This window comes from Flavobacterium sp. C3NV (genome assembly GCF_046825355.2).
Taxonomy (GTDB): Bacteria; Bacteroidota; Bacteroidia; order Flavobacteriales; family Flavobacteriaceae; genus Flavobacterium.
The window spans coordinates 201,083-226,940 of the sequence record NZ_JBKQBJ020000010.1; the positions used below are offsets into that span (position 1 = coordinate 201,083).

Annotated in this window: 21 protein-coding genes; 5 read left to right on the plus strand and 16 right to left on the minus strand. The window is 33.0% G+C overall.

Annotation, left to right across the window (positions count from 1 at the left end; genetic code table 11):
- Positions 1-10 precede the first annotated feature (10 nt).
- Positions 11-463, minus strand: coding sequence for a GNAT family N-acetyltransferase (locus ACIDC4_RS15790; RefSeq protein ID WP_412043508.1), 453 nt, complete (start codon positions 461-463; stop codon positions 11-13).
- Between the two features lie 81 nt (positions 464-544).
- Positions 545-1,024 carry a hypothetical protein gene (locus tag ACIDC4_RS15795; RefSeq protein WP_412043509.1) on the minus strand — a complete coding sequence of 160 codons (480 nt, stop codon included), beginning with the start codon at positions 1,022-1,024 and terminating at the stop codon, positions 545-547.
- A 406-nt stretch (positions 1,025-1,430) separates the two neighbouring features.
- Between ACIDC4_RS15795 and ACIDC4_RS15800 the strand changes: the two genes are divergently transcribed.
- Positions 1,431-2,723, plus strand: coding sequence for an aminopeptidase P family protein (locus ACIDC4_RS15800; protein ID WP_412043510.1), 1,293 nt, complete (start codon positions 1,431-1,433; stop codon positions 2,721-2,723).
- A gap of 188 nt (positions 2,724-2,911) precedes the next feature.
- On the plus strand, positions 2,912-3,688 hold the full coding sequence (locus ACIDC4_RS15805) for an alpha/beta fold hydrolase (protein ID WP_412043511.1): 777 nt from the start codon (positions 2,912-2,914) through the stop codon (positions 3,686-3,688).
- A gap of 76 nt (positions 3,689-3,764) precedes the next feature.
- Here the strand turns inward: ACIDC4_RS15805 and ACIDC4_RS15810 are convergent, their stop codons facing one another.
- Together ACIDC4_RS15810 and ACIDC4_RS15815 are read right to left on the minus strand one after the other, a co-directional pair.
- Complete coding sequence (locus ACIDC4_RS15810; protein WP_230033574.1) at positions 3,765-4,139, minus strand: hypothetical protein; 375 nt, start codon at positions 4,137-4,139, stop codon at positions 3,765-3,767.
- An 18-nt stretch (positions 4,140-4,157) separates the two neighbouring features.
- The gene (locus tag ACIDC4_RS15815) at positions 4,158-4,478 is read right to left on the minus strand and encodes a roadblock/LC7 domain-containing protein (protein WP_078006835.1); all 321 of its coding nucleotides are present in this window, start codon (positions 4,476-4,478) and stop codon (positions 4,158-4,160) included.
- Positions 4,479-4,766: 288 nt separating this feature from the next.
- Here ACIDC4_RS15815 and ACIDC4_RS15820 point away from each other — a divergent pair, with 288 nt between their 5' ends.
- Positions 4,767-4,910: a hypothetical protein gene (locus ACIDC4_RS15820; protein ID WP_412043512.1), complete on the plus strand. Its 144-nt coding sequence runs from the start codon at positions 4,767-4,769 to the stop codon at positions 4,908-4,910.
- Between the two features lie 7 nt (positions 4,911-4,917).
- Here ACIDC4_RS15820 and ACIDC4_RS15825 read toward each other — a convergent pair whose 3' ends face one another.
- From ACIDC4_RS15825 to ACIDC4_RS15855, 7 genes are all read right to left on the minus strand, one after another.
- Complete coding sequence (locus ACIDC4_RS15825; protein WP_412043513.1) at positions 4,918-5,592, minus strand: ATP-binding cassette domain-containing protein; 675 nt, start codon at positions 5,590-5,592, stop codon at positions 4,918-4,920.
- A 293-nt stretch (positions 5,593-5,885) separates the two neighbouring features.
- Entirely contained in the window at positions 5,886-8,651 is a 2,766-nt protein-coding gene (locus ACIDC4_RS15830) for a PD-(D/E)XK nuclease family protein (RefSeq protein WP_412043514.1), read from the minus strand.
- 63 nt (positions 8,652-8,714) lie between these two features.
- Positions 8,715-10,178: an OmpA family protein gene (locus ACIDC4_RS15835; RefSeq protein WP_412043515.1), complete on the minus strand. Its 1,464-nt coding sequence runs from the start codon at positions 10,176-10,178 to the stop codon at positions 8,715-8,717.
- A 113-nt stretch (positions 10,179-10,291) separates the two neighbouring features.
- Positions 10,292-11,485 carry a glycine C-acetyltransferase gene (gene kbl / locus ACIDC4_RS15840; protein ID WP_412043516.1) on the minus strand — a complete coding sequence of 398 codons (1,194 nt, stop codon included), beginning with the start codon at positions 11,483-11,485 and terminating at the stop codon, positions 10,292-10,294.
- Positions 11,486-11,566: 81 nt separating this feature from the next.
- On the minus strand, positions 11,567-14,725 hold the full coding sequence (locus tag ACIDC4_RS15845) for a UvrD-helicase domain-containing protein (protein WP_412043517.1): 3,159 nt from the start codon (positions 14,723-14,725) through the stop codon (positions 11,567-11,569).
- A gap of 188 nt (positions 14,726-14,913) precedes the next feature.
- A complete protein-coding gene (locus tag ACIDC4_RS15850; RefSeq protein ID WP_412043518.1) occupies positions 14,914-15,513 on the minus strand; it encodes a lipoprotein signal peptidase in 600 nt (199 codons plus the stop codon).
- 124 nt (positions 15,514-15,637) lie between these two features.
- Complete coding sequence (locus tag ACIDC4_RS15855) at positions 15,638-15,862, minus strand: hypothetical protein (protein ID WP_208683374.1); 225 nt, start codon at positions 15,860-15,862, stop codon at positions 15,638-15,640.
- A 178-nt stretch (positions 15,863-16,040) separates the two neighbouring features.
- Between ACIDC4_RS15855 and ACIDC4_RS15860 the strand changes: the two genes are divergently transcribed.
- The gene (locus tag ACIDC4_RS15860) at positions 16,041-16,397 is read left to right on the plus strand and encodes a roadblock/LC7 domain-containing protein (RefSeq protein WP_412043519.1); all 357 of its coding nucleotides are present in this window, start codon (positions 16,041-16,043) and stop codon (positions 16,395-16,397) included.
- Between the two features lie 34 nt (positions 16,398-16,431).
- The gene (locus ACIDC4_RS15865) at positions 16,432-16,812 is read left to right on the plus strand and encodes a hypothetical protein (RefSeq protein ID WP_230033589.1); all 381 of its coding nucleotides are present in this window, start codon (positions 16,432-16,434) and stop codon (positions 16,810-16,812) included.
- A 247-nt stretch (positions 16,813-17,059) separates the two neighbouring features.
- Here ACIDC4_RS15865 and ACIDC4_RS15870 read toward each other — a convergent pair whose 3' ends face one another.
- The 5 genes from ACIDC4_RS15870 to recO form a co-directional block, all read right to left on the minus strand.
- Positions 17,060-17,440: a TraR/DksA family transcriptional regulator gene (locus tag ACIDC4_RS15870; protein ID WP_007807070.1), complete on the minus strand. Its 381-nt coding sequence runs from the start codon at positions 17,438-17,440 to the stop codon at positions 17,060-17,062.
- 7 nt (positions 17,441-17,447) lie between these two features.
- Positions 17,448-20,849 (minus strand): isoleucine--tRNA ligase, encoded by a 3,402-nt coding sequence (ileS, locus tag ACIDC4_RS15875; RefSeq protein ID WP_412043520.1) that lies wholly within the window; start codon positions 20,847-20,849, stop codon positions 17,448-17,450.
- Positions 20,850-21,051: 202 nt separating this feature from the next.
- Complete coding sequence (locus ACIDC4_RS15880) at positions 21,052-22,971, minus strand: hypothetical protein (protein ID WP_412043521.1); 1,920 nt, start codon at positions 22,969-22,971, stop codon at positions 21,052-21,054.
- A 56-nt stretch (positions 22,972-23,027) separates the two neighbouring features.
- Positions 23,028-24,917 (minus strand): outer membrane protein assembly factor BamB family protein, encoded by a 1,890-nt coding sequence (locus ACIDC4_RS15885; RefSeq protein WP_412043522.1) that lies wholly within the window; start codon positions 24,915-24,917, stop codon positions 23,028-23,030.
- A 130-nt stretch (positions 24,918-25,047) separates the two neighbouring features.
- Positions 25,048-25,761: a DNA repair protein RecO gene (gene recO, locus ACIDC4_RS15890; protein ID WP_230033597.1), complete on the minus strand. Its 714-nt coding sequence runs from the start codon at positions 25,759-25,761 to the stop codon at positions 25,048-25,050.
- Positions 25,762-25,858: the final 97 nt, after the last annotated feature.

Sequence of the window (25,858 nt, forward strand, 5' to 3'; positions counted from 1 at the left end):
TTCCTTAATTCTAATTAATTCTCAACTCCATTACAGGCAAATATCGATCTTTAATAGAAGTTTCAATTTGTCCCACTTTTATAAATCCGAATTTAGCATAAAATATTTCAGCATTTGGTTCAGAATTGAGAACTATTTTTTGAACGTTTTGATCTTTTATTCGAAGCAGAAAATCATTCATTAATACTTTCCCGAATCCTTTGCCAATAAACTCAGGCAAAACAAATAAATTATCGAGTTTTATTGTATTTTCACTTTCGTGAAAGAATGAATAATAGCCAACAATCTCATTATCTACCATTAAATTAAAAACTGAATTCGTCTCGATATATTCTTCTGAAACCGTTAGAAATGGATGCCAGATTTCTATTTGTTCATTTGAATATCCCCAATAAGCTTTTGACTTTTTGGTTATTTGGGTTAAGATTTCGTGGTCGTTTCGGATTGCTTTTTGTAGGGTCATTATTCAATAAATCTTGAGTTAATATCGATTTTGTTTTCGGTATGGATTTCAAATCCTAAAACCAGATTTAAGAGTCTAGTACTAACATTGTATTCTTTTTGCTCCAACAATAAAACTTCCCTCAACATCAGTAATAAATGCTCCATAGGGATCAACATATTGATTGGCATTATTTTTATTTTCAATATTAAACCAAAGCGAAAAATTATAATAGCCATCACTAAAATTATTCTTTACAGAACCTTTAAATTGCAAACTAGAAAAAACCATATGATAATCTTCTATTTTTTCATCTTGATTTATACTACTTCCAAAAGCTTCTGCCAGAGCCAGCAATACTTTTTTAGATTTAGACAATAGTAAAGGCAAACTGTTTTTATGTTTTATATTCTTAACAAAATCAACAAAAAGATCCCAGTCGATTTGACTTTGATTATATTCATCTTCATAAATTTCAAAACTAACATCTATATCATTAACATACTGAGTTGACATGTAACATTTTGCACTTTCGGAATATACAAAATCAAATTTTTGATTATCAATTTGAAGTGTTTTCATAAGAATTTGAGTAAGAGGTCTAATTAATAAAATGGTATTGTTTTCAAGCCAATATACAAAATACCACAATTTAAAAAAACCGATGTTCTAAATAAATAATTAGATTACTAATGATTTCGCGTGAGGGATAGAGGCGGTATCCTTTTATGAAGCGGAGCGGAGTAAAAGATATAGCCGAAAGCCCGACCCGGAGGGACACGCCATTATTAAGATTCTGTGCTGAGTTTTCTAAACCTTTGCGTCAATTGTTAGTGAGGTTGCTTCGTTTCTCGCAATGACAAAAACTTTGTGACTTAGCGCCTTCGTGGCAAACCAAAACAAATAAGAAAACTTTAATAAATCAATCTTATGCCACTTCTGTAAAAATCACTAATTTTGAAATTCGAAGTTCAAAACTCACATTATTATGAAATATCATCAAATAAACAGCGCTCTTTTTGTAAAAAATCGCAAAAAATTCACGGCAGAAATGAAACCTAACAGTGTTGCCGTTTTTAATTCAAATGACATTTACCCGGTTAGTGCTGATAGTACTTTGCCATTTGCGCAACACAGGGATATTTTTTACCTAAGCGGTGTTGATCAGGAAGAAAGTATTTTGCTTTTGTTTCCAGATGCACCTTATGAGAACCAAAAAGAGATTCTTTTTTTAAAAGAAACCAATGATCATATCGCAGTTTGGGAAGGTGAAAAGTTAAGCAAAGAACGTGCATTTCAGGTTTCAGGAATCAGAACGGTTTATTGGTTGCAGGATTTTCATAAAGTTTTGAACGAAATGATGACGTATGCTGATACAATGTATATTAACACCAACGAACATTATCGTGCAAGCGTTGAGACCGAAACTCGCGAGGCTCGTTTTATAAAATGGTGGAAAGAGCGTTATCCGGCACATAACGTAGCAAAAAGCAACCCGATCTTGCAACGTATTCGCTCTGTAAAAGAAAGCGAAGAAATCGATTTGATTCAGCAAGCTTGTGATATTACTGAGAAAGGTTTCCGTAGATTATTGTCGTTTGTAAAACCAAATGTTACAGAATATGAAATCGAAGCCGAATTGATTCACGAATTCGTTCGTAACCGTTCTAAAGGTTTTGCTTATACACCAATTATTGCTTCGGGAAATAATGCAAACGTTTTACATTATATCGAAAACAATCAGCAATGTAAAGCCGGAGATTTGATTTTATTGGATGTTGCTGCTGAATACGCGAATTATTCAAGTGATATGACAAGAACAATTCCGGTTTCGGGGAAATTCTCAGATCGCCAGAAAGCGGTTTATAATGCTGTTTTGAAAGTAAAAAATGAGGCTACAAAAATGTTGACTCCGGGAACGCTTTGGAAACAATACCATATTGAAGTGGGTAAAATCATGACATCTGAATTACTTGGTTTAGGTTTATTAGACAAAGCCGATGTTCAGAACGAAAATCCGGAATGGCCTGCTTACAAAAAATATTTCATGCACGGAACTTCTCACCACATGGGACTTGACACGCATGATTACGGATTGCTGCACGAACCAATGAAAGCTAATATGGTTTTTACGGTTGAACCAGGAATTTATATTCCGGCAGAAGGTTTCGGAATTCGTTTAGAAGACAATGTTGTCATTCAGGAAAAAGGAGAGCCTTTTAACTTAATGCGCAATATTCCGATTGAAGTTGATGAAATCGAAAGTTTGATGAATTCTTAAAAGAATATAAATTATAGAAAATAGAATAAAGACGGCTGGCAGAAATGTTAGCCGTTTTTTTTTCCATATAAGTAATATAAGTTCATCTAAAATTGAACCAATACGTAGTAATTTTAACTCAAATGAACTTATAGTACTTATATGGTTTTAGCTTTTCTTATCTTTGCAATTATAATAAAAACACTATTTTGAAAACTCTTTTATATAAAAATACCAAGATTTCTTATTCTGATTCAGGTCAGGGAACTGCAATTGTTTTGCTTCACGGCTTTCTTGAAAATAAAAAAATGTGGGACGATTATGTTGCTCTTTTCGCTGAAAAATATCAGGTTATCGCTATCGACTTATTAGGTCATGGCGAATCTGATTCGTTGGGATATGTTCATTCTATGGAGGAAAATGCAAATGTTGTACACGAAATTTTAAAACATTTGAAGATCGAAAAAGCCACAATTGTGGGGCACTCTATGGGAGGTTATGTTGGTTTGGCTTTCGCCGAATTATTCCCAAAGAATATCAATAAATTGGTTCTGCTCAATTCTACATCAAAAGCAGACAGTCACGAGAAAAAAATAAACCGAAATCGCGCCATAAAAGCAGTAAAACAAAACTATGTAAACTTTGTAAGTCTTGCGATTGGTAACTTGTTCAGTGAAAACAACCGAACGCGATTGGCTGACGAAATAGAAAAAGCAAAAGTTGAAGCTTTAAAAACTCCATTACAAGGAATTGTAGCTTCGCTCGAAGGAATGAAAATTCGAAAAGACAGAGCATCGCTTTTGCAAAAAAACTTATTCCCCGTTTTATTGATTTTAGGTAAAAAAGATCCGGTTTTAAACTACGAAGAAAATATTAGTCAAATCGAAAATACAAACGCAAAATTAGTTTCTTTTGAAGACGGACACATGAGCCAGATCGAAAACAAAGAAGAACTGAAAACCACTTTATTGGATTTTTTCGAATAATTATAATCCACTTTATAAAACCAAAAAAGGCTGCTCAAAAAATATGAACAGCCTTTTTCTCATTATTGGGGCAAACTTATAATTTTGATATAATGTCTTTTTTGAATTTAGACAAAGTTGCTCTTGTTAATCCAAGATTCGCTTTTGTTGAGTCAACCGCTAAGTAAATAAAATACTTACCATCTTCAGAAACATCTATAATATGTATCTGATCTGTAAGTGTTATTAAGATATCATTGATTTTTTGATCTAATCCCAAAGCTTTAATAGCACTTAATTTTGCTTTTACCACTTCTAAATTATAAGCAGATGCTAATTCCGGGTCAAAATTAGGATTTAAAGAAAGCGAAGAGTAAGACATTCCTGTTTCAACCTCGGTTACTGAAACAGCAATAAATCCGTTGATATTTTCTTTTAAATCGTTTTGGAAATTCTGTAAAAAATCTGACATGTTTTAATTGTATTTAAATTAATTATTGAAAACGGTATCCATTTTGCGCAGCAAAAGTCCCATTTTACTTATATCTTTAGAAAGCAACGCAACACAGTTATCCTGTTCGTCTTTATTGGCCACCACAATACCATCTTTGTTCTTAATCATGACTTGTTTAAGATCTCCGTTATTTACATCTTCAGACATTTCTAAACACATCTTTAATATCATTCCGATCATCGCTGCTACATTTCCGTCATACTCTAAATTAACCGATTCGAGCAAAATACCATCTATGTTAAAAGTTAATCCAGATTCGGCTCCAGTCTCTTCTACGAGTGTGTTTAAATCAATCATATCGTTGTTATATCATTTTTAAGAAGAGCCAAAGATATTTTAATAAATAGAATTGTCCGATAAACACTTGTTAAAAAAAAGACACACGTAACCGTTTGAAACACTTTTATTTATACGATAGTGTTTCTTTATTTTTTAAATAAACTTTCTAAAAAACGTTAACAAAAAAAGAAGATTTAACTAAAAAGAGATCAATCTGTTTGAGATATCCTAAATAGTATTTTAACATTTGCAAGACCATCTGTTTACAGCAAGTTTTTCCATAGCTTTGCAAAAAAATTGAACAAAATGAAAACTGTTGACGAACTACGTTTTGACTTAAATGTAAAATTGATGAAATTTAGAAGATTTCGTTTTGAAAACGGAAGCATAAACAATCCTAATTTGCAGGAAAGCGCAAAAAAGGGATTTTTTAAAAAGATTTTCAGCTAAAAGCCCCCTACAAAAGCTCCAAATCTACCAAATAACCTTTTGACACAAGTTCTGCATTATTCCTGATATAATGCGTTTTACCCTCTTTGATCAAAACCAATTGAGTTGAAATTTTGATTACATTTTTATAATTGTGATCTGTAATAACAATTCCCTTTTTGTCTGAATTTGCCTCGATCATTTCATTGACAACATCTACCATCAAAGGAGATAATCCATTATAAGGTTCATCTAGCAAAACGAATTTTGAAGGATTCGAAAGAACAATTTTAATTTCTAAATATCGCAATTCGCCACTTGACAAATGACTTATTTGTTTCCCTAAAAGAGGCGCAATAAATGAATCATTGTTAAAAAAACTAATTTTTTGTTTATCGATTGATAATGACACTGCTTTTTTTACCGAAAAGTGATTTGGAATAAATTGTTCCTGCGACAAATAACTAATCTCACTGAACACATTATTGTCATTGTTTTTTGAAACTGAATCGATACGGATACATTTATTAGGTGCCGGTATTATTCCGAAAATAATTTTCAATAAAGTTGATTTTCCTGAACCATTTCGTCCTAATAAACCAATGATTTGCGAGGTTTCACATTTTAGATAAACATCTGAAAGAATTACTCTGTCATTGTATTTTTTTTGAATTCCGTCAACTTCTAAAATATGTTTTTTCAAAATATTTTCTTTAATAAAAAAATTATCAAACCAATTAAAACTGTAGCAATAAAAGTCATCAAATAGCTGGAAAGCAAAAGCCAGAGTTTTGAAATTCCGTTATTCGAATAAAATAAATAATCATTTTTTCTATACAACTCTTTAAAACCAATACTGATCAAAAATCCGAAACTCAGGAACATTATAAAAAAGTAATCAAAACCTCCCAATAAAACAGCAATAGCACAAACAGTTAAATTAATAACTAAAGTGGTTTTAAAAAATTCAAAAATGTTGTTTAGCTTTCTGATACTTTACATTATTTTTTCCTCAAAAGGAATATTAATATTAAAAATTTCTGTAAGCAGAATAACAATTTCTTCTAAATAATTCTTCAAAATCTCATTTGAAACCACCATATCCAATTCTTTTTCCTCTTTAAATCCAAAAGGAAGAAATCCCGATTTTAGATTTTTAAACGAGATAATCCCAACTTCAATTGGCAAACCTGCAGCTTCATTTTCGAACATAAACGCATAAGCCAAAACCTGAATGATTTTATCGTTTTTAAGCTCCTGTGTCAATCCGTTCCATGACTTTAGTATAACATTGTTTTTTTCTACTTTACCGGTCTTATAATCGATAATTCTTATTTTTCCGTTACGTATTTCAATCCTGTCGACATTTCCTTTTATTAAAACCGGAAAAGGCAAATTTGGATGATTTAATGTGCGACCGTAAGTTTGTTCTAAAGCTATAATTTTAACTGCATCTCCATTTTTAATAGCTTCTAATTCCATTTTCAAGAAGTTCGAAACATTTCGCTTTGCCACTTCAAAAGCCAGAAGATTACGTCCTTTTTTAATTTCACCTTCTTTATAGACAACTTTAAATTGTCGTAAAACTTCATCATCTAACAATTTAAAACAATTTTCAAGATCAGTCTCAGAAATAAACCTGCCCACAAAAGGATCATACAACGCTTTTAAAGTTTCATGAATTATTGTTCCCAGTGTATTTAACGCAATATTTTCTTCTACCTCTTCTACTTCACGAATACGCAGTATTTTTTGAAAATAAAACTCAATCGGATTTCGAATATAACTCGTCAATGCCGAAGGCGAAAAACCAGCAGTAGCAATTTCCTTTAAACGTTCCATAACCGCATCAGATTTTGGAACTACCATAGGCTGATAGGCCGATGTTGGCAAAACAGGATTATAAATATCAAATGTCAGATTGTGCTTCGATTGCTTCTCGACCTCAAGCTGCGTTATAAAACGGCTTCTTTCTCCTGCATCTAAACCATCATTTTCGGTATTATAAATCAGATAGATGTTTTTAGCTCTTTGCAATAAGTGATAAAAGTGATAGGTATAAATGGCGTCTTTTTCCTTGAAAGTTGGCAAACCCAATTCTCTTTTTACATCATACGGAATAAATGAATTCTGAGATTTTCCTGCAGGAAACTTTCCTTCATTCATAGAAGTTACAATCACGGTATCAAAATCAAGAACACGACTTTCTAAAACTCCCATGATTTGTAGCCCATGCAAAGGTTCACCTTCAAACGAAACTTCGGCCACATCAATAATTTGCTTATAAATAGCGTGCAAAGTATCAATATTATCAATATGATGATGTTGCGAATAATAGTTAATCAATTTATTAATGACTTTAAAAACAGCAAAAACAAATGCTTTTGCAATCTTTTCTTCTTCATTGTCATTGCTAAAATTCTCTTTGATTAACAGCAAAAGTGCCGATACATTTTCAAGAACTGCAATCGACCCGTTTTCCCATTTCTGAAACAACAATTGAAACAATTGCGACGGATAGGAATTAAGTTCAATAATTCGGTTATGAGTAATAAACGTATAATTATTTTCTTTGATGATTCGAACTAAATTGCCTGAATTTGCATAAGGTTCAACTAAAGGATGGGTCAAAATATCAAGTACATCTTTATAATAAAACACATAACTCTCGCCTTTTCTGGAAAGCGCATTGGTATGCATTTTAAACAATTTGGCAATCAATATTTGTGATGGATTATTCTTCCCGGAATATCCCATTGTAATATTTAAACTTCCAATAGAAGAAGGTAATGAATACAAAACAGGCATTAATAAATTTTCCTCCCCCAGTACAATAGCCACTTTATCGAGCGATGTTGTAGGGTTTTGATTAATTATATTTTCGACAATACTTCCGGCTAACTTGGCCTGCCCTATTGTTTTAGGAGTCCCTATAACCTGAATATTTTTAGACTGAGAAAAATCATCTACAATCCATTCAAAAATATTTGTTTTATAATGTTTCCAATTCTCTTTAAAACGACGAACAAAAAGTCCGGCATCATGATACGGATCATTAAGAAAAGTTTGATCTACATCCCAATAAATTTTAGCCCGATCTAACGCCAATAAATGTTGTACAATTTTTTCCTCAGCAGCATTTAAAGCATTAAAACCGGCGAAAATAAAATTTCTGTTTGCAATAGTATTCGAAAAGTGATTCAGATTATTTACTGCTTCTCTATAAATCAAACCTTGATATCCAATTGATTTATTCAGTAAATGATTGTATAATGAATCATAGTATAAAGGCAGAAGTTTCCAAAAATCGATATAATTTTCTAAAAGTTTGGTTTTATTTTCGACTTCAATTCCCCATTTCTTGATATCTTCTATATCTTTCAAATAGGATAAAACATGAACCGGATCTAATAAGTAGCGATCGATTTCATTAAAATCCTGCAAAAGCGTTTTAGCCCAATTGGCAAATAACTCGAAGGATTGCTGATTTTGTTTTTCTGTTATAGAAAGATACACTTCATAAAACTCAAACAAAAGCTCAATTGAATCTATCGATCTTATTGAGGCTACATCTTGTACAAAGTCTTCTATACTAATAATTTCCGGAGAAAGAATAGTATTTTTAGTTTCATTTTTTAAAGCTTCAATCAAAAAAACCTTTGCTCTTTTGTTTGGCAAAACAATAGTAGTTTCAGTAAGCTTATCCGAATAATCCTGAATTATAACAGTTGCTATTTTTCCGAGAAAAGAAGTATTTATCATTGTATAAAAATAAAAAAAGCCATTCAATTAAGAATGGCTTTTAGTATTTATTTAGAAAGTAAATTAGATTTTACCTTGGTATTTAGAACCAATGTGTCTAATTTCAGTTCTTCTGTTTTGTGCTTTACCTGCAGCAGTTTTGTTAGTTGCAACTGGTTGAGACTCTCCAAAACCTTTAGAAACTAAGTTATCAACGTTTACTCCTCTTTCGATCAAAGCGTTCATAACAGCAGTAGCTCTTTCTTCAGAAAGTTTTTGGTTCAATTTGTCAGAACCATCGCTATCTGTGTGACCTTCAATACTGAATTTCGCGTTTGGATAGTTTTTAAGGATTTCTTTAATAGCATCTAATCTAGCTGGAGTTTCTTTGTCACCAGTTTTGAAAGTAGCTTTTCCAGAGTTAAAGTAAATAGCTCTTGCTTGAACTTTAAGATCTTCTAAAGCTTCAGTAGTAACTTCAGGACAACCTCTGTTAGAAGCAGGACCGTAAACTGTAGGACAATCATCATCTTTATCAGCTACACCATCTTTGTCAGCGTCTAAGAAAGGACAACCACCATTTTCTTTAGGACCAGCAACTGTAGGACATTTGTCATCTTTATCAGCGATTCCATCTCCGTCAGTATCAGGACAACCTTTTAAAGCAGCTAAACCAGCAACATCTGGACAAGCATCATCTTTATCAGCAATTCCGTCTCCGTCTTTATCAGGACATCCGTTTAATGCAGCTAAACCAAATTCAGTTGGACAAGCATCACTAGCGTCAACGATTCCGTCTCCGTCAGTATCAGGACATCCGTTGAATTGTTTTAAACCAGCAACATCTGGACAAGCATCATCTTTATCGTAGATTCCGTCTCCGTCAGTATCTTTACCTCCGAATTTGAAAACTAAACCAGCAGTGTGTTGGAAGTGAGATACAGCATCTGGAGTTCCAGAAGCATCAACTCTATCTCCGCTAACTGCCCATTTGTATCTTGTAGCAAGCTCAAGACCAATAGCATCTGTAAACCAGAAAGTTAGACCAGCACCTGGATTAACTGTTCCGTAGCTGCTATCACCAAAGAAAGTATAACCTCCACCAACAGATAACGAAGGATCGATTACTTTAGATTTGATTAATTCCTGGAAGCTATATTTAATAGTAGCATCAATTCCGTAGTACATTAAATCACCAGGATTACTTACAACGTTTCCTCTTGAATCATGCCCTGGAGCAGTTGGAAGAAAAGTAACGAATTTATCAATTTTGTTTACAGATCCTTGTAAACCAACAGAGAAACCACTACCTACATATCTAGACACACCAATGTAAGATAGAGAAGGAAGAATATTCCAGTTGTCTTTTGCAGCGAATGCTTGAGAAAAGTGTTGATCAAAGAATCCACTTCCTGATCCAGAACTTGTTCTAGTATCAACGGCATTAACTCCAAAAGAGATAGCCCATGGATTGTTACTGTCTTGTGCGTGAGAACTTAAACCCATCACCATCATCACAGCAACTAAAAGTTTGTTAAGATGTTTCATACTTAATTTTTTTTAATTACAATTTAGTTAATTACAAGCAAAAGTAACACCAAATTTTTTAAATACAAAATGAAATGTTAAAAAAAACCTACAAAAATTTCCGTATGTGGAAATTATATAACTTTTAACATTTTTCCGACAACTGTAAAGGCTGCTATAGCTCTATCTAAGTGGTCTTTAGTATGTGCAGCAGATAATTGAACCCTAATTCTGGCTTTTTCTTTAGGCACAACCGGAAAGAAGAATCCTATTACATAAATACCTTCTTTCAAAAGTTCATTAGCCATCGTTTGTGATAGTTTTGCATCATATAACATGACAGGAACTATTGCAGAGTCTCCATCAATGATATCAAAACCGGCTTTTTTCATTCCTTCTTTGAAATAATTCGTATTCCACTCTAATTTATCACGCAAAGAGGTATCTTTTTCTAACAGTTCAAAAACTTTTATAGAAGCACCAACAATAGCAGGCGCTAATGAATTTGAAAATAAATACGGACGTGAACGCTGACGCAATAATTCGATTATTTCTTTTTTAGCAGTTGTATAACCTCCCATTGCACCACCAAGTGCTTTACCAAGAGTTCCTGTTATAATATCAACTCTTCCCATTACACCTTTTGCTTCAAGCGTACCTTTACCAGTTGCTCCAATAAATCCTGCCGCATGACATTCGTCCACCATTACCATTGCATCATACTTATCTGCCAGGTCACAAATTTTATCTAAAGGCGCCACAAGACCATCCATAGAGAAAACTCCATCAGTAACAATTAATTTAAAACGAGCTCCGGCTTCATTAGCTTTAATCAGCTGCTGTTCTAAATCTTCCATATTACTATTTTCATAACGGTAACGTGCTGCTTTACACAAACGAACTCCATCAATAATAGAAGCGTGGTTCAAACTATCCGAAACAATTGCATCGTTTTCTCCTAACAATGGTTCAAAAACACCACCATTTGCATCAAAAGCTGCTGCGTAAAGAATAGTATCTTCTGTACCATAAAAATCAGCAATCTTTTTTTCTAATGTTTTATGAATATCCTGAGTTCCGCAAATAAAACGTACAGATGACATTCCGAAACCGTGTGTATCCATCGCATCTTTTGCAGCCTGCACCACCTCAGGATGCGACGAAAGCCCCAAATAATTGTTCGCACAAAAATTCAATACTTTCTCTCCTGTCGAAATAGTAATTTCTGCATCCTGAGCAGAAGTTATAATTCGTTCTTTTTTAAAAATTCCGTTTTCTTCAATAGTTTGCAACTCACTTTGCAAATGTTCTTTTATTTTACCGTACATTTTTATTTATTTAAAACGTTAAAAATTAACAACTTAAGCCTGTTAAGACCTAAATATCTCTTTAACATCTGATTAATTTCTTCACAAATTTACTACATCGATTTCTGTTCCTATATACACCAAAGCTTTTTTTAACACTTTGTACCCTAAATCTTCAATAGCATCCTGATATTCCTGAATTTGTTGTGTGTATTTGGAATTTATCGCCCCTGTCTTATAATCTAAAAGATAAGCTTCTTTGTTAGCAGTCAAAACAATTCGGTCCGGCTTTAATATTCTGCCTTCTTTCTGAACGATTGTTTGCTCATTCAGAATAGTATAATTTCCATCAAAACAAATAGTCAATTCAGGATGATTTACAATTTCCCGAAGCGATTTCAAGACCATATCTACCTGATCGATTGTAATCAAACCATTTTCAATCGCTTTTGTAATCGCCAAATCAATATCTGACTTATCTTTTACAAAGGCTAAAATCTCGTGAACTATATTTCCGTACGCGATTGCTTCTTGCTGATGCGTTCCCCACATTAGGGATTCTCGTTGTGCTATTTTGATGTTTTTAGGATTTAAAACATCTAAAACTACCGGAATCGTTTTTACCAAATCGATTAATTCTGTCGATTTTGAAAGCCTGGTTTTATCTCCAAATTCATATTCTAATTTATCCGGATCAAAAACACCTTTGTTAATTAAGTATTTAATAAAAAAAGAAGCCATATTACTTGGGAACTCACCATCTTTCCTTTCTTTTAAAGATTGAGAAATAACATACAGCTGTTCTTCTGCGCGAGTCAGCGCTACATACAAAACATTAATATTATCGAGTAACTCTTCTTGTTTCTTTAAATTAAAAACATTCGAAGCGCTTTCTCCAAAACCTTCGACAGCACTACTATTATCAATTAGAGCTTTTGGAACATCCAAATCAACATCTTCAGTATCAAGCCATAATTTATCTTTTGGCTTTCGATTATAATCTTCTTCGGCAAAAGGCATAATTACCACAGGAAACTCCAAACCTTTCGATTTATGAATGGTCATAATTCGAACTGCATTAATCCCTTCCGGGGAAGGAATACTAAATCTTCCTGCATTTTTATCCCAATAACCAAGAAAATCTGCAATTCCGGCCTGATTTCTAATATCTCTCTCTAAAACGATATCCAGAAAAAATTGCACATAAGCATTTCCTTCTGCAAGAGGCACAAATTTCGAAATGATAATTTCTACTGCTTCGTAAAGTGACTTTTTTCGAATATTTTCAAAAGACAAAGCAACATCAAAACTTAGAAGCCATTTTTCGAAATCAACTTCTAATTTATGCGCCATTCCCTGAGCAATGAAGTCATGAACAGGCATTTGAATTTCTTTGTTTGAAGCCAAAAAATGCAGAAAATTAGCTTTTGATTCAAGATCAGCACTATTGTGCAAATATTTCAACAAATGAACAATTAAACGAACTTCTGTAGCATTTTGAATCATCAGGGTTTCTGAAGACAAAAGCGGAATATTTTGTTCGGTCAAATAATTGGCAATCGCAATTCCCTGATCTCTTTTTCGGGTCAGGATAACAATATCATTATATTCAAAACCTTCACGAACTACTTTTTGAATCGTGTTTAATGTCGCTAAAACATATAAATCTGATTTTTCGACTACCTCTTCTTCATCTGCAAAATCATTTTTTTCGATTATTGGAAGAAAAGAAATATTGACATAACCGCCTTTTTTTGAATTTGAGTTTTGAAAACTATGATTCTCATACAAGTTTTTATAATCTTCATTTGAAAACTCAGTCGAAATGAGTTTAAAAAAGGAATTATTAAAATCAATTACTTCACTATAACTTCTATAATTGGTATCTAAATGCTTTATTACTTTTTCAGGATTATTAAAAGGATTTAAACCTTTACTCAATTCTATAAATTGCTCCGCTTTACCACCTCTCCAGCGATAAATAGATTGCTTAGGATCACCTACAATCATCAAAGTTCCCTTATTACCTAAATCATCTAAGCCTGAAAGCGAATTATCTATTAGCGGAATCAGATTTTGCCATTGCATCTCTGAAGTATCCTGAAATTCATCAATAAAAAAATGACGATAACGCTCACCTATACGTTCATAAATAAATGGCGCGGGCTGGTTCTGAATTTCGCGATGAATTATGGCATTAAATTCAGAAATCGATAAAACATTTTGTTCGGCCTGGATTTTTGCCAACTCATTGCTAACGGTATTTAAAAGAGAAAGAGGTGTTATATTTTTTAGAAATGCTTTATAAAAATCTCTTTTTTCGAAATTCTTATAAATTTTCTCCAGAATCTGAAGCAGCTCCGGAATAATATTTTCGATTAATGCTTTGTCTTTGGCCGTTTTATTAATTGCGATGTCATCAAATTCATGAAAAGTTTTATTTCGCGGATTAAATTTTCCATCCCGAATACTTTCCAGATGATTCGGAAAAGTTCCGCGGGAAAATGATTTTAAATCTATTCCGTTTTTATCGATCAAAGCAAGAGCTTCTGTAGCAAAAACTTCATTTTCAGATTCCAGATCTTTACAAAGAGCCAGCATTTTCTTCTTTATCACCACAAATTCCTCAATAGATTTGTCATGAAAATGAGAAATTTCATTTCGATTATTTTCATTCAAAACCAATCTTCCTGTCTCTAAAATTTCACGCGATATATCCCAACTCTTATCGTCGTCGGTTTTTTCCATCGTAAAATCGATCAACAATTTAGTCAGCGTTTCGTCCTGTCCGGCTTGCGCAATAATCGCATCAACCGCTTCTGTCAATAAATTTTCAGTATCTAAAGTAACCTCAAAAGTCATGGGTAAATTCAGGTCATGCGCAAAAGCACGAATTACTTTATGCGTAAACTTATCGATTGTAGAAATATCGAACGCAGCATAATTATGAATAAGATGCTTGATGATATTCTGCGATTTTGTTTTGATTTTAATAACAGAAAGTCCTGTATCCCGAGACAAATCTTCCATTAAATCCAATGCTTTTCCTGAAGGTTCTTCTTTTGTAAACTCAGACAAACTTCCCACAATACGGCTTTTCATTTCATGAACCGCTTTATTGGTAAAAGTTATAGCGAGGATATTTCGATATGCATCATTTTTAGGAGAAGAAAGAATAATTTTAAGATATTCTTTCACCAAAGTATAGGTCTTTCCTGAACCTGCAGAGGCATCATAAAGGGAAAAGGACGGACTTTGCATAACTTTAGTTTTATAATGTAAAAATAGCACAATAAATATTAAACCCCAATAATGGAAATTCTAAATTCCAATATCTACTTGAGGCAAATACTAAATCAAATAATGAAAAATTCCAAATTCCAATGCCTGACGTATTTATTACACAGTTATTGGAATTTGGAATTTTGAATTATTGGAATTTTAAAAGTTTATGCAGTTTTAGGGAATGCTCTTTTATTAAAAAATAACAAAATCCCAACACCTGTAGAAATCGCCATATCGGCAACATTAAAAATAGCATTAAAAAAAGAAACTTCTTCGCCTCCCCAAACAGGGAACCAAGCTGGCAAAGTACCTCTCCAGAGAGGAAAATAAAACATATCTACTACCAAACCATGAAACCAAGTTCCGTAAGGTTCCGGCGAGAATAATGTTGCCAGATTACCGTGACTGTCATCAAAAATAATCCCATAAAAAACAGAATCAATAATATTCCCGGCTGCTCCTGCAAAAATTAAGGCAATTGCAACGATCAAATAATTAGAATGACGTCTTTTAATTGAATCAGACAACCAATATGCGATACCAAATACAGCAAAGATTCTAAAAACAGTCAAAATCAACTTTCCGTATTGTCCCGGTATTTTTGTTCCCCAGGCCATTCCTTCATTTTCTATAAAATGAATTCTAAACCAATCAAAAACAACAACTTCTTCACCTAAAACAAAATTTGTTTTTACGTATATTTTTGAAAGCTGATCAACAATTAAAACTAAGAATATAAGGAAATACGCTTTTGGTAATGACATTTTATTAAATTTTGATGGGGCAAAAGTAACAATTTAATCAAAAAAAACGCTCCCAATGGAGCGTTAATTCTTTTCTGCCACAAACAGAGGCGTGTCAGATTAATTTATTTATTCTTATAAAGGTTTATTTTTTAGTATTTGGCTGGACTGGTGCCTTTGGAGTCTTTGGCGTATCTGCAAAAAATTCAGAAATAGACTTAAGCAAACCTTTACCCTCTTTTCCGGCTGTTGCTTTTTTAGCTTCGGCCTTTTTTACATCAGCTTTAAATTTAATGCGAATTTTTTCAAATTCCTTCATTCTATGCTCTACGTCAGAGTTTACATCTTTGAATTTCAATACTTTAGCCATTGTGTAAGTTTTTTATGTTAAATAAATAAAATTATTAATGATTTGGTATTACAATGATACATAATTTAATTTATATTTGTTAGTAAAAATTAACACTTGTTTAGATCGAAAAGCAATATTCCTTACCAATAGACATCAAAATAAATTAATTTTAACAGTTTTGCTAAATCCTACAAATATGACTGAAATAACATCTACTCTAAACAACTTCCTGGTTACTACAAAATCTTCTGCTGCATTAATAATAAACGGAAAAGGAAAATTAATTACATCATTAGAGATTGATTATGCAGATAGCGTTGCCGCAATGAGCGCTGCTATCTTATCAATGAGCGAAAAATTCTTAATTGATTTAGATAAAGGGGTATTAAAACAATTATTTCTAAAAACCTCGGAAGGTGTTGTTATTGGAAATAAAATAAGCGGTACAAACTTTATAATTGCATTTTCGAAAGATGGAAGTAATCTGGGTTTATTAATGCGCTCAACTGATGAAGTCGCTACAGAATTAAGTAAGAATTCCCTATTAAAATAACATAAATCTATTAACCCAAAAACAACCCTAAACTATGAGTAACGACTTTTTAAACGTTTTTTTAAATGAAATGAAAACCAACGTAAACGGCTTTATAGCGGTAGCTGTAACCGAAATTGAATCAGGATTAAGCTTTGGAAATCTAACAATTGATCCGGCGTTCGATCCTGAACTTGCAGCGGCCTATAATCTTGAAGTTGTAAAAGCCAAATTAAGCGCCGTAAAAGCTTTAAATTTAAACCAGGACATCGAAGATATTTTGATCACACTTTCGAATCAAATTCACATTATCGATATTTCTCCAAACAAAAAATTCATGATCTATCTTGCTGCAGATTCATCTAAGGCAAATTTAGGAATGACAAGAGCTGTATTAAAAAAACACAAATTAGAGCTAGAGAAAAACTTAGCTTAGTTTTTAGTTTTATTTTTTAATTAGAGCTATCTGCAATCAAGGTAGTTCTAATTAAAAAAAATTTTTCGTTGCCCCAAATCGCATACTTTTTACTTCTTACAAAAAATTGACTTATAATTTTAGCTCTTCTTTTTTAATTATAATCAAATTCTTTCAAAAGGTTTAAACTCACCTTAAACACATTACAACAAAACATTAAACAAAAAAAAACGCCCCTAAAAGGAGCGCTTATTTCATTCAGTATTTATTATCGTTGCAAGTTCTTCGCTTCGATACTCATTGTTGCATGAGGAACGATTTTAAGCCTTTCTTTGCCAATTAATTTACCAGTTACTTTGCAAATACCGTATGTTTTATTTTCTACACGGAATAATGCGTTTTTTAGATCGCGGATGAATTTTTCCTGTCTGATAGCCAACTGCGAGTTCGCTTCTTTAGACATTGTTTCGCTTCCTTCTTCAAATGCTTTAAAAGTTGGAGAAGTATCATCTGTTCCGTTATTCAAATCATTCATGTAAGCACTTTTTATTAAATCCAGATCGGCTTGTGCTTTTTGTATTTTATTTTGAATTATTTCTTTGAACTCTGCCAAATCAGCGTCAGAGTATCTTGTAATTTCATCTATCATTTTATATTTATTTTGAAATTAATATCATTGTTTTTATATCATCAAATTCAATTTCTGTGCCGTTTTCTAAACTATCCACAAAAACCAATTCATCTGTTAATGTCTCAGACTTAATATAGTCTATATTTTTTAGAATTGCTTCTTCTAAAATACCGTTTCGTTTTATTTGAACTTTAATCTTATCAGTAACTTCAAATCCTGAATCTTTACGGATGTTTTGAATTCTGTTTACTAATTCTCTCGCGATACCTTCGTTTTTCAATTCTTCAGAGATTGTAATATCAAGCGCAACTGTTATTCCGTTTGAATTTGCAACCAGCCAACCTTCGATATCCTGCGATGTTATTTCGACGTCTTCTAGTGATAAAGTTACATTATTTCCAGCAATAACAATATCTAACGTGCCCTGCTTGTCTAACCGATTGATCTGATCTGCCGAAAAAGATTGTATCTCTTTGGAAATCAAACCCATATCTTTACCAAAACGTGGACCTAAGGCTTTAAAATTAGGCTTAATTTGTTTTACCAGAATATCTGAATCATCCTCTAAAAGTATGATTTCCTTAACGTTTACTTCTGCTTTTACAAGCTCGGAAATAGCTAAAATTTCGGCTCTCTGATTTTCGTCAAGTACCGGAATCATTACCTTTTGCAAAGGTTGACGCACTTTTATCATTTCCTTTTTACGAAGCGATAAAACCAAAGATGAGATGGTTTGCGCCTTCTGCATTTTGCTTTCTAACGTTTTATTAACAAAGTTTTCGACAAATTTCGGGAACTGAGCCAAGTGAACACTGCTGTATTGCTCAGATTCTGTCGAACTTGTTAAATCACGATACAATTTATCCATAAAAAATGGAGCAATTGGAGCGCTTAATTTACTGATCGTTAACAGACAAGTATAAAGCGTTTGATAAGCCGCGATTTTATCGTGTGCATATTCTCCTTTCCAGAAACGACGACGACATAAACGAACGTACCAATTACTTAGGTTTTCCTGAACGAAATCAGAAATTGCCCTTGCTGCTTTTGTAGGCTCATAATCTTCGTAACATTCATCAACAAATTTTATTAAAGAATGTAATTCAGACATGATCCATTGATCGATTTCAGGTCTTTCGTTTAACGGAATTTCAGCTTCTTCATATTTAAATCCATCGATATTCGCATATAATGAGAAGAATGAATAGGTATTGTATAATGTTCCGAAGAATTTACGACGTACCTCAGCAATTCCTTCAAGATCAAATTTTAAGTTGTCCCAAGGATTCGCATTCATGATCATGTACCAGCGTGTAGCATCAGGACCATATTCTTCGATAGTTTTAAAAGGATCTATAGTATTCCCTTTACTCTTAGACATTTTTATTCCGTCCTTGTCTAAAACCAAACCATTCGAAACTACATTTTTATAAGCTATTTTATCAAAAACCAAAGTTCCGATCGCGTGCAGGGTATAGAACCATCCACGTGTCTGATCGACACCTTCGGCGATAAAGTTCGCAGGAAAATCTTTATTCTCATCAATTTTATCTTTGTTCTCAAAAGGATAATGCCATTGCGCATAAGGCATAGCTCCTGAATCGAACCAAACATCAATTAAATCGCTTTCGCGTTTCATTGGCTGTCCTGAAGCCGAAACTAAAGTTATTTGATCGACGACATTTTTATGCAAATCGATTAAATCATAGTTAGACTCAGCCATATTTCCGATTTCAAAACCTTTAAACGGATTTTCTTTTTGAAAACCAGCTTCGATAGATTTTTCGATCGCGTTGTATAATTCTTCAACAGAACCAATAAGAACTTCTTCTTTTTTGTCTTCAGTTCTCCAAATTGGCAACGGAATACCCCAATATCTAGAACGAGATAAGTTCCAGTCGTTGGCATTTTTAAGCCAATTTCCAAAACGTCCTTCACCAGTAGACTTAGGCTTCCAATTGATAGTTTCGTTCAGGTCGAACATTCTATCTTTTACATCGGTTACTTTTATGAACCAGGAGTCTAGTGGATAATATAATAACGGCTCATCAGTTCTCCAGCTGTGTGGATAACTGTGCACGTATTTCTCAACCTTAAAGGCTTTATTTTCTTCTTTTAATCGAATAGCAATTTCAACATCAACAGAACGCTCTGGCGCTTGTCCCGCATCATAATATTCGTTTTTCACGTATTTACCAGCAAGTTCTCCTAAATGCGAAGTGAATTTTCCTTGTAAATCTACCAGCGGCACTGCTGTTCCGGTTTCGTCCAGAACCAACATTGGCGGCACTTCTGGTTTCGCTTCTTTTGCTACTTTAGCATCATCAGCCCCAAAAGTTGGAGCAGTATGTACAATTCCGGTTCCGTCTTCTGTAGTAACGAAATCTCCAGCTATTACTCTAAATGCATTTTCAGCATTTTGATAAGGTAATACGTATGGCAATAATTGCTCGTAACGAATTTCAACTAAATCAATTCCTTTTGCTTCCGCTAAAATTTTGTACGGAAGTTTTTTATCACCTTCTTTTACATTGTCAAAGTCAGCATCGTCTTCACTTAAGAAAAAACCTTTTCCGAATTGTTTTCCAACTAAATTCTTAGCCAAAACAACATTTACCGGCTCAAAAGTATATTGATTGAATGTTTTTACTAAAACGTAATCGATTTTTGGACCAACGGTCAAAGCGGTATTCGATGGCAATGTCCACGGAGTTGTCGTCCAGGCCAAGATGTGAATATCTCCAAAACCTTGTAAAAATGAAGGCAATGTTTCAGGCAATGTTTTAAACTGCGCAACAATGGTAGTATCTGTAACATCTCTGTAAGCTCCCGGCTGATTTACTTCATGAGAAGACAATCCTGTTCCTGCTTTTGGAGAATAAGGCTGAATCGTATATCCTTTGTACAACAAACCTTTATCGTAGATTTGTTTCAAAAGCCACCAAACAGACTCCATATATTTTGGTTTATAAGTAACATACGGATCTTCCATATCTACCCAATATCCCATTTTTTCGGTCAAATCATTCCATACGTCGGTATAACGCATAACGGTTTTTTTACACGCTTCGTTATATTCTTCGATCGAAATGGTTTTACCAATATCTTCTTTTGTAATTCCAAGTTCTTTTTCGGTACCTAGTTCTACAGGTAATCCGTGTGTGTCCCATCCGGCTTTTCTTTTTACCTGAAAACCTTTTTGAGTTTTATATCTGCAAAAAATATCTTTAATCGCACGTGCCATCACGTGGTGAATTCCCGGTAAACCATTTGCTGAAGGCGGACCTTCAAAAAATACGTAAGGCTCAGCACCTTCGCGAGTTGTTACGCTCTTTTCAAATATATTTTCTTTCTTCCAAAAATCAAGTACTTCTGACGCTACTGTTGGCAAGTCAAGTCCTTTGTATTCAGTAAATTTTGTGCTCATTTTATCCTTTTCTTAAACGAGGTGCGAAAGTAAGGAATTTTGGATTATTGACCGCCACTTTCTTGAAATTTCACAAACTTTTGTTGAGATAATGGGTACAAAAACAAAAGAATTGATTAGTTTCCGGTACTAAACTCAAAAAATTGAGCCATTAAACCAAAAACCAATCAATTCTTATTATTCTTTTTTTAAGTATAAAAGACTATTTAAAACTTCCGAAATAGACTTCTTTCATGAAAATTCTATTTCCAAAAACAGCATTTACTTCAACTTTTTCACGACTTTCCTGATAAGAAGTATCTCCGTAAAAATCCTCAATTTCATAATTGATTTTATGCGGAATTTTTCCTGAATTTAATGCCGTTACCGGACGATAATCTTTAAAAAGCTTTCTCTCAAAAAAACTTTTGTTTCCATCATCAAATTCTGTTCTTTCTGTCGCTACAATCGAAAAGTTTTCTTTGTCTACAAAAAGATGATAATCTGTTTTAGGAATTGTTCTATTACTTGTATTTAATGTTTTTTCGAAATAATTCAAATGATAACATAATTTTCCATCGACCATTTCGTCTTGCAAAAGATCCAGTTTATTCCATAAGTCAAGTCTAAAAGCAGTTAAAAAATTCACCGGATCTAAATTTGCAGAAAGATTACCGTAAGTGTACACTGGTAATTTTGCCCATTTAGCTTCTATTCCACTTTCGCGATCACTGTGACTCCATGCTTCCGGCCCATTTACAATTTCATAATAGGTTTCGGGCATTTTCTTTTTCAGAAGATAATTAGTCGTCGTCGCCCATCTTTCTTCTGTTTGAGGTATCTTACTCTCTTCTAAAGTTAACTTAGATAATAAATGTGTTTTCTCGACTTTTTTCAGAACATCGCTTCCGCCAAAATTAGCAATGATTTTCGCTAACAAATCCGGATTAGATTGATAAGCAATAGAATCCAGCATATTTTCACGCTGAATTTTGCTTTTTTCTAAAGCTGCTGCTCTATTTTCTTTCTCAATACTCCAATCAGCTTCCTGACGGTCGATTTTTTCAAAAAACGCTAATCTTAATTCTTCTTTTTCCTCCGCAATCTTTAAACCTAATTTTTTAAGTTCTGCAAAACGTGGTGTATGGCTTCTTATTTTTTTATCTGCAAAATAACCTCTGTTAACTCTTTCGATAATTGTAGAACCTCTTGAATCCTGCTTGTCATTTTCAATCAATAAATTGGCATACTGCAAAGCTTTTTCTTTATTTTCAAGTAGAAAATAAGTTTCAGCCAAATTGTTGGTAACTATAAAACGAATATCTTCATTTGCGGGAGAAAGCGGATATTTAACCAACAAGCTTTCTAAATATTGCAGATGCGGTGTTAGTAATTTCTCGTCTAAACCTTTCTCGAGAGTTACTTTCTCCATCTGAGCTGTAATTTCTGTCTCGAAAGCAAGCATTTGTTTGTATTCTGAATGCCCTTTTGAAGTTACAAACTCAAATTTTTCCTTTACTATAGTAGTTGAATATCCAAATTTATAATTTAAAAAATCCTGAATCCTTATTGCCGCTTTGTAAACAACATTATCAAATCCAAGCCCTACATCGCTGTAATCTGAGTTCTTTACAGCTGTCTTTACTTTTTTGTCCTGTTCTGAGGCTGCAACTTTTAAAGCACCAATACTATTTCCCACACTTACTGAATAAGAATCTGAACCCCCAAAATCCTTAGTCAATATAATTTTATCGCCAAGCTTAACATCTAGTTTTACATTATTTATATAGTTAGATTGCGCATTATAAGTCCAGCGATTTTTTTCTTTATCATAAACACTATCTATTTGAGTGTTTGTATATCTGGGCATCGCAAAGGTTAAGTAAAGCTTAAGCTTTCCGTTTACCGGATCTTTTATAAATCCATCAATATTAAAAAAATCCTTCTTTAAATTAGATTCTTCTTCCTGCAGCGATTTATCCATTTGATAAAAAGCAGTTTGCGTTAATACATTATCAAGAGCTGAAAATTCTGAATATCTAATTACCGGAATTTTAAATTTCTTTGTTTTCGAACTTATTTTTTCTTGTGCCTGAACTGAACCAATTACAAGCAAAGCTATTAAGAGTAATATTTTTTTCATAGGCAAAAAAAAAGCCACCAGAAATAAATTCTGATGGCTTTGGGTTTTTAATTTTCTTATTTTTTATTGAAAATTTGAATAGATTTATCAGACACATAAAAAATGTTTTGTGTCGCAGGATCTACTTCATAAACTGGTTTATTGTTATTGAAAATAATTTTATCAACCTCAACTCCATCAACTTTACTCACTTTTACAAGAATTTTTTCTCCAGAATCTGCTTTTGCAAAAATATAAGAGAAGTCTCTGTTTTGTTTCATTGCATTAAAACGAGAGTTAAATTTAGCTGCTACTATACCAAGAGCTGCTGACCCGGCTGCATAAGCTTTTGCCTGATCCTTATTTGTTTGATCTCCTTTTGCAACTGCGGTTCTCATGTTACCGTCAGAATCGCGATATGTCATAGTTATATCAGCACCTTTAACTGAACTTACTGCAGAACCAACACCTAAACCAATACTTCCGGCAATTGCAGCGCTTTTAAGTAAACGCCTTGTTCCTTCACCTGGTTGTGTATAAGTAAGGTGGTATTTTATAGTTCCATCCATATTAACTCCCATTACTTCAAGCGGTCCTGAAAGCACAACTCCCCAAGGAAATAATTCAATACTATTTAATTCTTTCTCTTTTTTGATATTTACTTTAGCAAATGGTTCTGGCTTATCGCTAATGCTTGGATCAAATTTGTACAATTTCTCGTCATTATATACTAAGTAAGAGTTTGTAGCTTCGTCGTAAGTTGGTAAAACCGGACGATCTTTTTCAAACTTAATATTACGTTTCCAAAGTTTAACTCCTGTTTTATAATCAACCATGTTTCCGTAAGTTCCTGTAAGGTACATTACTTTTTCACCTACTTTTCCTAAGTAATAAATTGGATCTTCTTTGTCGTCTGAAATTTCAATGAATTTTTTCCAAAGTTTTTCTCCGTCTTTGTTGATCAGCATCATTTCATTTTCTGCAACATATAAGAAATCCTGATCGATAGGGATTACTCTTTTCAAACCATCTCCACGAGCATCTTTTTTCCAAACTTTTTCTCCTGTATTCAGGTCAAAAAAGTTAAAACCACTATAATGAGCAATTAATAATTTTGTACCCCAGTCTTCTAAATAAACAACACGTTTTGTTTTAATAGATTCTTTCCAGATACTTTTCCCGTTTTCTGTGTTCAAAACATTCAAATATTCTTTGGCTGCAAATAAACCTTTACTGTTTACAACTACAATATTTTTATCATTTTGAGTCAAAAAGAATCTTGAATAATCCTCTTCGGCTTTCCAGTTTAATTTTCCTGAATTTCTGTCAAATGAATATAGTTTTCCGTACAACAAATAATAAATTACTGATCCGTGTACTGTCGCTTTATTGGTATTTGAAGACTCTTTTAATGAGAAGCTAAATAATGATTTTGCTTTATCTACAGTAGTATTCCATTTTAATTCTCCTGTTTTCATATCTAATAAAGCAATTGCCATATCTCCGTCTTTTTTCAAAGTAAGCAAATACTCATCTGTTTCAGGAATAAAATCTGACTGCATTACCCAGAAAGATTCTTTAGACGAATTGTAAACCACTTTACCACCATCTGTATTAATGATAATATATTTACTATTGATGTAAGCCTCTACATAAGGACTTCCGGGAACACTTGATAAATCACTTTTTTCTTTAAAAAGTTTTCCAAAATCAGGATCAGTCAGGATATCACCCGCTGAAGTTGCTCCAAAATCCTCTTTTGTTAATGTCCAAACAATTTTTTTCGTTTCAGGATCTAAACCTTTTACAGTTCCACCTTCTTTAAAAACAACAATTCCTGTTATTTCGTTTTGAACCATGTCTTTGACACTGTTCTCTGTAGTGATTATTTCGTCGTATTTTCTTTGAGCAGTCGCCGAAAAAGCAACTAAGAAAACCAAAATAATCGAAAAAGCAATTTTCTTCATAGTAATTTTTTTCTTTAAAAAATTTAATAATTAGGCTGGGGTTTTTAGTAATGAATTCACTTATTAAAATAATAATTAAGAAAATTTTAATAAAAATTCACTGCGCAAATATATAAAAATAGCATTCACTTTAAGAAAAAATTTCTTTCAGAATATCAAGTGATTTTGGCTTCTTAAAACCGTCTAAATGAAAGCTATAATAATCGATCAGAATCTTCAATAAAATCTGTCTTTCGATGACATGAAAAACTTTTTCGGTATTGTCAAATTTCAAATCAATCAATTTTTTAAAGAGGTTGGTTTCATGTTCTGTAAGGGCAGTCAAACCATGAAAAAGGGTAAAAACACCATCGTTTATTTCGAAGTAAGGCAAATCAACATCTGAGACATCCGGATAAAAACCCAAATACTTGGTGATTTCTAAAAGTAAAATCAAATGAAAATTAGAAATTTCGTCATGATGATCCAGCCAGGTTAAAGCCGTTTCCAGAAAAACAAAAAGCGATTCGTTTTTTTCTTCTTCCTGAATAGAATAATGAAGCATCTCAGACAAAAACATGACCATGGTGCTTTTTATAATATCTGTATGAATGCTTTGAAAAGGAACTGCGGTTTTTATTTCTTTGAAATTTTCTAAAGTCCCTTTGTTTTTATGTACGGCTTCGATTTCGAGAATCGACAAAGGCTGAAAGTAAGCAATTTTCTGACTGGCTTTTCGGCTCGAAAAAGCATCGCGCACAAAATAAGACTTCAGACCGTTTGAAAGCGTAAAACATTTTACAATCAAACTTTTTTCCTGAAATTTTAGCGAAGAGATTACTATTGCTTTGGTTTTGACTAACAAATTTAGATTTTAGATTTTAGATTTTAGATTTTAGATTTTAGATTTTAGATTTTAGATTTTAGATTTTAGATTTTAGATTTTAGATTTTAGATTTTAG